The sequence below is a fragment of the Streptomyces sp. SID3343 genome, from assembly GCF_009865215.1.
Taxonomy (GTDB): Bacteria; Actinomycetota; Actinomycetes; order Streptomycetales; family Streptomycetaceae; genus Embleya.
This window is the reverse complement of the sequence record NZ_WWJX01000591.1, coordinates 1-9356: the sequence shown is the minus strand read 5'-3', so window position 1 is coordinate 9356 and position 9356 is coordinate 1. Positions and strand designations below refer to the sequence as shown.

Sequence of the window (9356 nt, the reverse complement as noted above, 5' to 3'; positions counted from 1 at the left end):
GCCCACGACGTCGAATCGGTGCAAGCCCTGCGGGCCGACGACCACGTGGTCGGCGCCGTCGCCGACCCGGAAGCCGCCGCCCGGCAACTGCGTCTGCCGCACGACGCGGGCGTCCGGTACGGGGGCGAGGTGCCCGTCGACGAGAGTGCCGGCGTGGCCGTCGAACCGGACGAACCGGCCCTCGAACGGACCGCCGAGCACGTGGATCGCCTCGTAGCGGCGCACGCCGTCGAGACCGTGCGCGGTGAACGACCCGTTGGGGTCGGTGAGTCGCAGGTCGTTGCCGACCCGGGTGACCGTGAGGTCGGGGTCGGGTATGCCGCCTCGGCTGCTCGGGTTGGGCGCCGGCACGTGGGGGGTGCCCACCGGTGTGTGCACGAACTGCCCCAGGCGCGCGCCGCCGGCCGTCAGTTCGACGACGTTGTGCGTGTAGCGGCCCCCGTCGCCGACGATGATCGCTCCGCCGCCGTGTTGCACCAGATACCCGCCGCCGTGCTGCGGCGTGACACTCGTGTTCGGCACGATCGTGCCGTCGCCCCGGGTGAGGTGCGGGGTCCCGCCGACGGTGTCGGGCAACCGGATGAACCCGCCGGGGGCGCCGCCGCCACCGGTGAGCGGGAGCGCGTTGTGAGAGAAGGCGCCCTGCGGGGTGTGCACGGTCACCACATGGGGCCGGGCATCGATGCCGGTGAGGTGGAACGTGTTGTCGACGTTGGCGACGGTCGCGGTCGTGGACGGCGTGCCGTCCAGGCCGCGCGGGTTGGGCAGCGGGTTCGCGGCGTTGACCGGGGTGAACACGTGGAGCCCCGTGTCGTGGCCGCCGGCGGTGGTGAGCGGTATGACGTCGTGCGCGCGTGCGCCCGCGACATCGACGTGGAACTGCCCACCCGGGTGCACGACGCGGAACCCGTGGTCGAGCTGCGGGACGACGTCGGTGCGCGGGACCGGCGCGCCGTCGGGGCCCGCGATGTGCGGGGTGTCGGCGTGCGGCGAGTGGATGTGGCCGCCCGCCAGGTGCAGTTGGTCGATGCCGGTGAGCGGCAGGGACTCGTGCGAGAACCGGCCGTCCGCGTCGAAGACCCGGACGGCGGGACCGGTGTCGGTCGGGACGACGTGGAACATGCCGTTCGCGTTCGCGGGCGCGGTGACGGAGCCCAGCGACGTGGTGGCGTCGTCGGCGACGAGCGTGTGGGGCTCGCCGTTGTGCGGGGTCATCACGTGCATCGGCAGCTTGCCGCCGTCGGAGTCCACGAGTTGCAGGCCCGTGTGCGACGGTGCGCCGGTGGTCCGGTCGTAGAGCTGGAAGCCGGTGCCCGTGGGGATGTTGACGGCGACCGCGTCGACGCGTACGGGCGGTCCGCCGGGATTGAGGATGCTGCCGTCGGCGCCGAAGTGGGTGACGCCGAAGGGATTGTCCGCCACGTCGACCTTGACGGCGACGAGGGTGCCGTCGTAATCGCCGCCGTTGAGGGTGATGTGGCGCTCGATGCGCAGGAGTCGGCCGTTCGCCGTGGACACGTCGAAATCCCAGCGGCGGGTCTCGACGTCGTCCACGATGGTCTGTTCGACCCGCACGAGGTCGTTTCCGGTCGGTCGGGTGACGCGCGAGGGGCGCACGTTCGCATCGCCGATCGCCCGGATGTCCTGGATGCCGCCGCCCGGGCCGAAGCTGACCTCGACCCGAGTGCCGGGCAGCCCCGGGATGTCGACGAGTCGCGGCGCCGGGGCGGCCATGGTGCCCGGTCCGTGGAGCGTCGGCACGGTGGTGCCGCCTGCGAGCGCGGTCGTGCCGGTGATCGCGGTGGACGGGGGCTGCGGCGTGGTGAGCGGGGTCAGTTCGACGGCCTGCCCGGGGACGGGGCCGGTGACGTGGGTGTCGATGATCTGGTCGTCGAGGAGCTGATGGTTGTTCTGCGCGCTCAGCTCGTAGTCCCAGCGGCGCACACCGCCGGTCGGCAGGTTCTGCTCGATCCGCAGGACCTGCCGGTCGCCGACGGTGATGTGCGACGCGTCGATGCCGGTTCGGCCCCCCGCATCGACGTGGACGTCGACGGTCCGGCCGGCCCGCATGCTCGGGGCGACCCGTACCTCGACGCCGTCGAGGCCGGGGATGCCGTTGAACGTGTGCACGAAGTCGTACTGCACGTTGTTCACCATGAACACCGTGAGGTTGTCGGCCGCCGGGGTCCTCGGGAGGAGGTGGCCGGCTCCGGTGCCGCCGAGGCCGACCGGGGTGACGTGGCCCGCTCCGTTGCCCGTCGTCAGGGTGCCGAGCGTCACCTGGCTGCCGTTGACGTCGATGTGCGTGGTCGCGTCGTCGATGCCGTCGACGCCCTTGCCGCCGACCGGGTGCGCGCCCGGCGCGGTGGGTGAGAGCTCGCCGTGCCCGCCGTGCACCGTCGGCAGGTCGACGACCCCGGTGTTCGGTAGGCCGACGGCGGTGCCGTTCGGTATCGCCCCGAGATGGGGTGTGTTCACCCCGGCGATGTTCGACAGGGCGCCGGTGGCGGGCGTCGCCACGTGCGTGACGCCGGGCAGGCCGCCGAGGTTCGGGGTGGCGACGTGTCCGAGCCCGACCGCGCCGCCCGCCGGAGTGGCGATCTGACCGGTGTGCGGCGCCTGGATCTGCGCCACGACCGGGACCGAACCGATGTCCGGGACGTGGACGAGGGCGCCGTCACCCAGTCCGACGGCCTGCGGTCCGGAGAGGCCGGAGGGGGACAGGGCGGGCAGGTCCGTCAGTTGCGCACTGACGGTCGGCAGGCTGAGATCGCCGAGCGCGGCCGTCGTGGGTCCGACGTGGGTGCCGAGACCGGGGGCGAGTGAGCCGGACAGCCCGGAGACCGGCGTCGCCGACACCGGCGAGAGGTTGACGTGCGGCAGCGTCGGCACGGACACGCTCGGCATCGCGCTGACGCCCGTCTGCGGGAGCGCGACGTGCCCGACCTGCGGGAGGGAGACGGTCCCGAGGCCCTCGACGTGCGGGAGGGCCATCGCGCCGGTCGAGGGCAGGTCGTGGACCAGCGCGCCCGATCCGGGTAGGCCCATGTCGAGCTTGGGGAAGGAGTTGGTGACGGTGTCCAGGTTCGGGATGCTGATGTGCCCGAGCGAGGGCGGCAGCGCGCCGAGTCCGGTCTGGCCGAGCCCGGTGATCCCGGGCGGGACGGTGAGGTTCCCCGCGAGGTTCGTCGTGCCCAGACCGGTGAAGGAGAACGACGGGATGTCGGCGATCTTGGTCCCGAACCCGGTGAGCGGTACCAACGCGCCCAGGTTGCCGGTGTTGCCCAGATATGTGCTCAGGTCGGGGAAGCCGCCGACGTGGAATCCGTTGCCGAACGTGCCCAGCGGGGGGATGTTCGCCACGGACAGGTCGCCGAAATCGCCGGCGAACCGGGTGTACGGGGGCGGCACGTCGAAGGCGGCGCCGAGCGGTCCGCCGCCCATCGAGTCGAGCCCGCCGAGGTTGATGTGAGGCAGCTTGATCAGATCGCCGCCCGACCCGAAGGCGCCGAACCCCGCGTTGACGCCGCCCGAGACCTTGGCGCCCGCGCCGATGAACTTGCCGTCGATGAAGGCGCCGTAGCGGTACATGCCGAAGACGCCGCGGTCGATGAAGCCGATCTTGAAGGCGAGCCCCAGGCCCTTGCCCATCTCGTCGGCCGCCACCGGCAGGAACAGCCGCAGGCCCTTGAAGCCGCTCAGCCCGTGCGCGATCGAAGCGCCCAGTCCCTTGAAGGCGTTGATGGTGGTGATGACGCTGCGCAGGCCGAAGAACGTCTTGGCGCCGGCCAGGTTGATCATGGTGAGCTCGGCGCCCAGCGGGAAGAACCGGATGCCGCGCGCGCCCTGGCCGCCCAACGACAGGAACTGGGGAACCTTGCCCAGGCCGGGACCCAGCTTGAGTCCTTGGATCCCGCCCTTGATCCACGCTCCCGCCGCGCCGACCACGTCGTCGATACCCAGCCCGAGCCGGCTGAACAGCCCGAGCGAGTTGGCGCCGCCCAGGAACAGGTTCTTGGTGCCCGCGACGCCGCGGCTGGAGATGCCCCCGACGAGCTTCCACAGGTTCCCCAGGTGCAGCCCCTTGGTGGTGGGGGCGATCACCCCCAAGACCCCCAGGACGAGTTGGGTGACGCTCGCCTTGCCGTGCGCGAAGTCGATCGCGGTCTTGATCAGGAGCGCGACGTTCAAGGCGATCGCGAGCAGTGCGATCGGTCCGCCGAAGATGATCGCCGGCAGGGCCAGGAGCATGGCGATCCAGGTGAGCGCCTTCCAGAACTCCTCGCACTCGTCCACGGGGGAGGCGATGGACTCGGCGGCGGCGTTGATCGCGCGCGCGGCGGTGTCGGCCGCGCCCTCCAGGGTGGTCTTGGCGTCCTCGGCGGTGGCCTTGTGCGTGTCCCGGCCCGCGTCGTCGTCCTCGGACAGCGCGGCGGCGGCGGTCAGCGCGGCGTCGGCGCGCTCCTGCTGCGTGCGCATGACGCCGACGTACGTGGTCAGGGCGCCGCGGGTCTTCTCGTGGGCCGTCTTGAACGTGGAGATGTAGTCGCGCAGCCGACCGTCGATGACGCCGCGCAGTGCTTCGGCCGTCTTGCCGACGAAGATGGTGCTCGCCGTGTTCTTGACCTCGGTCAGACCGTTGTCGATGTCGCGGGCGAGTTCGACGTACACGAGCTCCGCCGCGATCACACTCTCGATCCGGCCGGGGTCGCCGGGAGTCGGGTCGCCGCCGAGACCGAGCGCACTCCAGTCACCAGGACGAGCCATCGAAAAACGCCCCTTCTCGTCGATCGTTCAAGCACGGCGCTCTTCTGTACGCGCATCGGGTGCGACAGGTTCAATGTTTGTCGTATCAACGTCGTTGAACCTTCGCCGGTTGCAACGCGTACAGAAGTGGACGCGGTTCGAGGAACCGGCGCAACCGTGCGGGCCGGTCGAGGACAGGAGGTGGAAATGGTCGATTTCGCGATCGACTACAACAACCTGCACACGATTCAGAGCAAGCTCAGAGCCCTTGCCGAGAAGGCCGATACGGGAACCCCGGGAGCCTTCCGGGACCTGGGCGAGGCACTGGCCGGCGAACGCAAGGCGGCCCTGGGCAGCTCCAGCCTGTCGTACGCGTTCAACAACTTCTATCACCACTCGAAGTCCCGCACCGGCAAGGCCAAGGAAGGTCTCAACGAACTCGCCGACACCTTCAAGGCGGTGTCCGACGTGTTCTTCGACGGCGACGCGAAGATCTCCGCCGCGGCGGGACTGATGACCAAGAGCCTGGGCATCGACCAGTGGCGCGACACCAAGGCGGCGCACGACAAATGGCTCGCGGACAAGGCCAAGTGGGACGAGTATCTGGCCGGGATCGGCGCCACCGGCTTCTTCCGCGACCACCCGGAGGAAAGCATCCGTCACACGTGCCACGGGCCGGACGCGCCCGCGTGGTGTGCCGCCTGGAAGGCGAAGGGCGAGGACAGCGCTCCTCCCAACCCCGGGGACGAGCCGCCCAAACCCGCCGACAAGCCCCCGACTTCGTACCACCACCAGGACGAACACGGCACGATCGACGTCAACGTCGAGCTGGACGAGAACAACAACATCATCAAGGAGACCTCGAAGATCACCAACCCGCAGGGGCAGGGCTACGAGACGACCACGACGTACAAGGGCCCCCCGGAATGGGTCGACATCGAGGACGGCAAGGACCGGGGCAAGGACCCGGACAAGTTCGACGTCCGCGACTACACCATCACCACCAAGTACGGGGACGGCACCACGAGTACGTCCGTCTACACCATCAACCAGGACGGCGGCGGCACGATGATCACCACCGCCGGCGACAAGACCGAGCACTACCTCCGCAAGGGGCCCAGGGGCGAATGGGAACGGGACCCCGCGTACGCCGACGCCGACGCGGGCCCCGGCAAGAAGGGCAACACCGGCGTCGACAAGCCGCCCCCCGGCGGTCACGTCCTCATCTGACGCCCGCCACAGCCCCACCCACTCCGGCATCCGCTGCCGATTTCGAGGAGATTCGCCATGGCCGCGAACATCAAGCTCACCTACGCCGAGATCACCCGGGTGTCCAACCTGCTGGACACCAGCGTCGAAAGCACGCTCGTGCCCCGGATGCAGGAGGCCAAGGAAGAGGTCGACAGCCTGCTGACGACGAATCTCGTGCTGACCAAGGCCAGCCCGGCGCTGCAGGCGCAGTACCAGAAGTTCAGCACCGCGCTCACCGCGGCCACCGACAGCATCAAGGGCTACGCGGACCAGTTCCGCCAGATCATGTCGTCGATCCAGGACATGGACAAGGACATCGCCGACAAGGTCAACTCCTCCCAGTAGCAGCCTGTTCAAACCCCCGCCCCTCACCCCCAGCGACCCCCTCGGAGGATCAGATGGCCGACGTCAATATCGACTTCGACGAAATCACCAACAGCGCCACGAAGATGGGCACCAAGCTGACCGACATCTCCGACGAGCTGGACCGACTGGAGGACACGGTCAGCAATCTGCTCCAGGACGGGCTGGTGTTCGAGAAGGCCAGCCCCGCCCTGAAGGAGGCCTACAACACCTTCAGCCAGCAGATGAAGACCTCCGCGGCCAACATCCACTCGTACGCCGAGAACTTCAAGGGCATCGCCACGTCCCTCGCCGGCTCGGACACGAAGCTGATGGGCGACATCAACGCCGCCGTCGCGAAGATGAAGGCCGAGGCGGCGGCCCACCAGTAGCCGCCGCCTCCCCGCCTTGTGCGGGTGCCGCCCGCGCCCGGTCAGCCGCCCAGGACCGTGAGCGGCACCTGCACCGCGATCGCCGTCCCCGCGTCGCCCGCGGTCCAGCCCCGGCCCGGGCTCAGCGACGTACGCACCTGCTCGGCCGACAGCCTGACCCCGATCAGGTCCCCCTCGCCGAGGGACTTCGGCCCCAACAGCAGACCGCGCCGCGACCGCCGCGCCATGCCGACCCACCCCAGCGAGCTCATCGACTCCGCCAGCCCGGACAACAACAATCCCCGCCCGTGGTCGCGGCCCGACGTCGCGATCTGACGCAACACCGTGTCGGCGGCACACGCCAGCATGAGGTCCGCGTCGTCCACCACGACCACCGCGGGCTTGCCCTGTACCGCGGCCAACGCCTCCACCAGCGCCTCCGGGGCCGGGTCGGGCTCGGCGAAGACGTGCGCGAGGCCGTGCGCGGCCAGCTTGCGCAACTGCGAATCGCGCGGCGTGATCACGATCAGGTGAGTGCCGCTCATGAGCAGGGACACGGCCATGGCGGCCAGCGTCGTGGTGCGCCCGCTGCGCGGCGGCCCGGCGACCATGAACGAGCCCCCACCGGACTCGAAGTCGTAGCCCAGCGGCTCGACCGCGTCGCCGCCCACGCCCAGCAACGCCCAGAAGGGCTTGCGCAACGGCTGCGGCACCAAGGCGTGAGCCTCCTGGAACCCGATCACGGTGGGCATCTCGTTGATCCGGAACGGCCGCCGTACGTCGGGCACGTTGGAGTCGCGGATCGTCGCACGCCGACCCAGGTCCCGCATCGCCTCGGCCTGGTCGCTCTGGTCGCCGGCGAACGTGTCCTCCTCCTCGACGGCGCCCATGGCGGTGGCCGTCGACGACTCGGCGATCGACGGCAGCAACGCGATCTGTGCCTCGATCGCCCCCGGCGCGAGCCAGCCGCGGCCCGGGGGCACGTGTGAGGGAACGCTGTTGCGGGGCATGCCGATCAGGGTGTAGTCGCTCGGGTCGGTCTGGCGCAGCAGCAACCGGCGGTCGTTGTGCGCCGCGAGGCGTCCGCCGAGCAACAGGCGCTCGGAGGTGGCGATCACATGGATGCCGGCGCCCTGGCCCTCGCGCAGCATCCGGACGAATTCGGCGTACAGGCGGCCGCCGTCGTAGTCGTCGAGCATGTTGCTCAGCGCGTCCCAGCCGTCCACCATCAACACCACGTGGGCGGGCCGACGGTCCTTGGGCAGCTTGTCCCGCAGTTCGGTGACGTCCGCACAGTCGTGCTGCGCGATCAGCCGCTGTCGAATGGTCAGTTCGCCGGCCAGGCGGGAGATCAACCGTTCCAGGCGCTCCGCGTCGTGGCGCGAGACTATCGCGCCACAGTGCGGCAGCGCCTCCAGCACGCCCAGTGCGCCGCCGGCCGCGTCGATCCCGTAGATGTGCAGATCGGAGCAGGGGATGGTGAGCGCCGCCGCACCCGCGATGGTGCGCAGGACCTGGGTGCGGCCCGAGCGCGGTGCGCCGATGACGTACAGGTGCCCGAAGGTCGCGAAGTCGATCGCGGCCAGTCGCCGGGCCTGCAGGTGCGGGAAGTCGAGCAGGGCGTAGGGGACCATCGGCAGCGCACCGGGTTCCGGCTCCGGAATCGGGGGCAGCTCGTCCAGCCGCATGCGGCCGTCCATCGGCGGCAGCCACGGACTCGGCAGGGCCTGGAAGTCGGTCAGCCGGTCCGTCGCCTCGCGCAGCGCGTCCACCAGGGCGCGCAGGTCCGTCGGTTGCTCCACCGAAGAGGTCGTACCGCCCTCGTGCGGGTCGGCGTACGATTCCGGTTCCAGTCCTGCCTCCGAGAGATCCAGCGGGCGCCCGAGGCGCTGCCAGCCGAGCCGGACCCCGCGTACCGGCCGGGCCACGGCGGCCTCGGCGGCGGCGTTCGGGACGGCGCCGGCCGCTCCGCGCCGACGAACGCGGTCTGGAACGGCGTGGGCGCCCCCTCTCCGCGCCGGACGAGCGCCCGACCCGGGTTGTTCGGCGAGATCCCCGCCGCCTCGATGCTGTTGATGATGTCCTGGCTCTCCGAGCGGTCGGTCACCCGCAAGGCCATCCGCAGGTTGGTGTTGGCCTTGATCTCGTTGCTGACCGAGCCGCCGGGACGCTGGGTCGCCAGCAGCAGGTGCAGGCCCAACGAACGCCCGCGCTGCGCGAGGCTGATCAAACCGGGTACGAAGTCGGGCAGTTCGCGGACCAGGGTGGCGAACTCGTCGATCACCAGGATGAGTCGGGGCAGCGCCGGCAGTCGCGGATCGCGGGAGCGCTTGATCCGGTACTCGGTATGGTCCTTGGCCTCGACCTCGTTCAAAACCGTCTCGCGGCGCCGGAGTTCGGCGTCGAGCGAGGCCAGGGCGCGCTTGACCAGGTGGCCGTCGAGGTCGGTGATCATGCCCAGCGTGTGCGGCAGTTCGGCGCACTCGCGAAACGCGCTGCCACCCTTGTAGTCGACCAGCACGAAGGTGAGCTCGTCGGGCCGGTTGGCCGCGGCGAGCGAGGCGATCACGGTCTGGAGAAGTTCGGACTTGCCCGAGCCGGTGGTGCCGCCGATCAGGCCGTGCGGGCCGTCGCGGACCAGGTCCA

6 protein-coding genes are annotated in these 9356 nt (G+C 70.3%); 3 read left to right on the top strand and 3 right to left on the bottom strand.

Annotation, left to right across the window (positions count from 1 at the left end; all coding sequences use genetic code 11):
- The coding region (locus GT354_RS18080) for a hypothetical protein (protein ID WP_161357336.1) at positions 1-4767 on the bottom strand (4767 nt) is incomplete at its 3' end.
- A gap of 186 nt (positions 4768-4953) precedes the next feature.
- Between GT354_RS18080 and GT354_RS18075 the strand changes: the two genes are divergently transcribed.
- Genes GT354_RS18075 through GT354_RS18065 form a run of 3 tightly spaced genes read left to right on the top strand, consistent with a single transcriptional unit; the run spans position 4954 to position 6731 of the window.
- Entirely contained in the window at positions 4954-5976 is a 1023-nt protein-coding gene (locus GT354_RS18075) for a serine/arginine repetitive matrix protein 2 (RefSeq protein ID WP_161357335.1), read from the top strand.
- A gap of 57 nt (positions 5977-6033) precedes the next feature.
- Positions 6034-6342: a M3 family metallopeptidase gene (locus GT354_RS18070; RefSeq protein WP_161357334.1), complete on the top strand. Its 309-nt coding sequence runs from the start codon at positions 6034-6036 to the stop codon at positions 6340-6342.
- Between the two features lie 53 nt (positions 6343-6395).
- Positions 6396-6731: a WXG100 family type VII secretion target gene (locus GT354_RS18065; RefSeq protein WP_161357333.1), complete on the top strand. Its 336-nt coding sequence runs from the start codon at positions 6396-6398 to the stop codon at positions 6729-6731.
- 41 nt (positions 6732-6772) lie between these two features.
- On the opposite strand, the gene GT354_RS54135 is transcribed toward GT354_RS18065, so the two are convergent.
- Complete coding sequence (locus GT354_RS54135; RefSeq protein ID WP_346012069.1) at positions 6773-8512, bottom strand: FtsK/SpoIIIE domain-containing protein; 1740 nt, start codon at positions 8510-8512, stop codon at positions 6773-6775.
- Positions 8449-9356: FtsK/SpoIIIE domain-containing protein (locus tag GT354_RS54130; RefSeq protein ID WP_272923840.1), on the bottom strand; the 908-nt coding region annotated here is incomplete at its 5' end. The genes GT354_RS54130 and GT354_RS54135, both read right to left, overlap by 64 nt.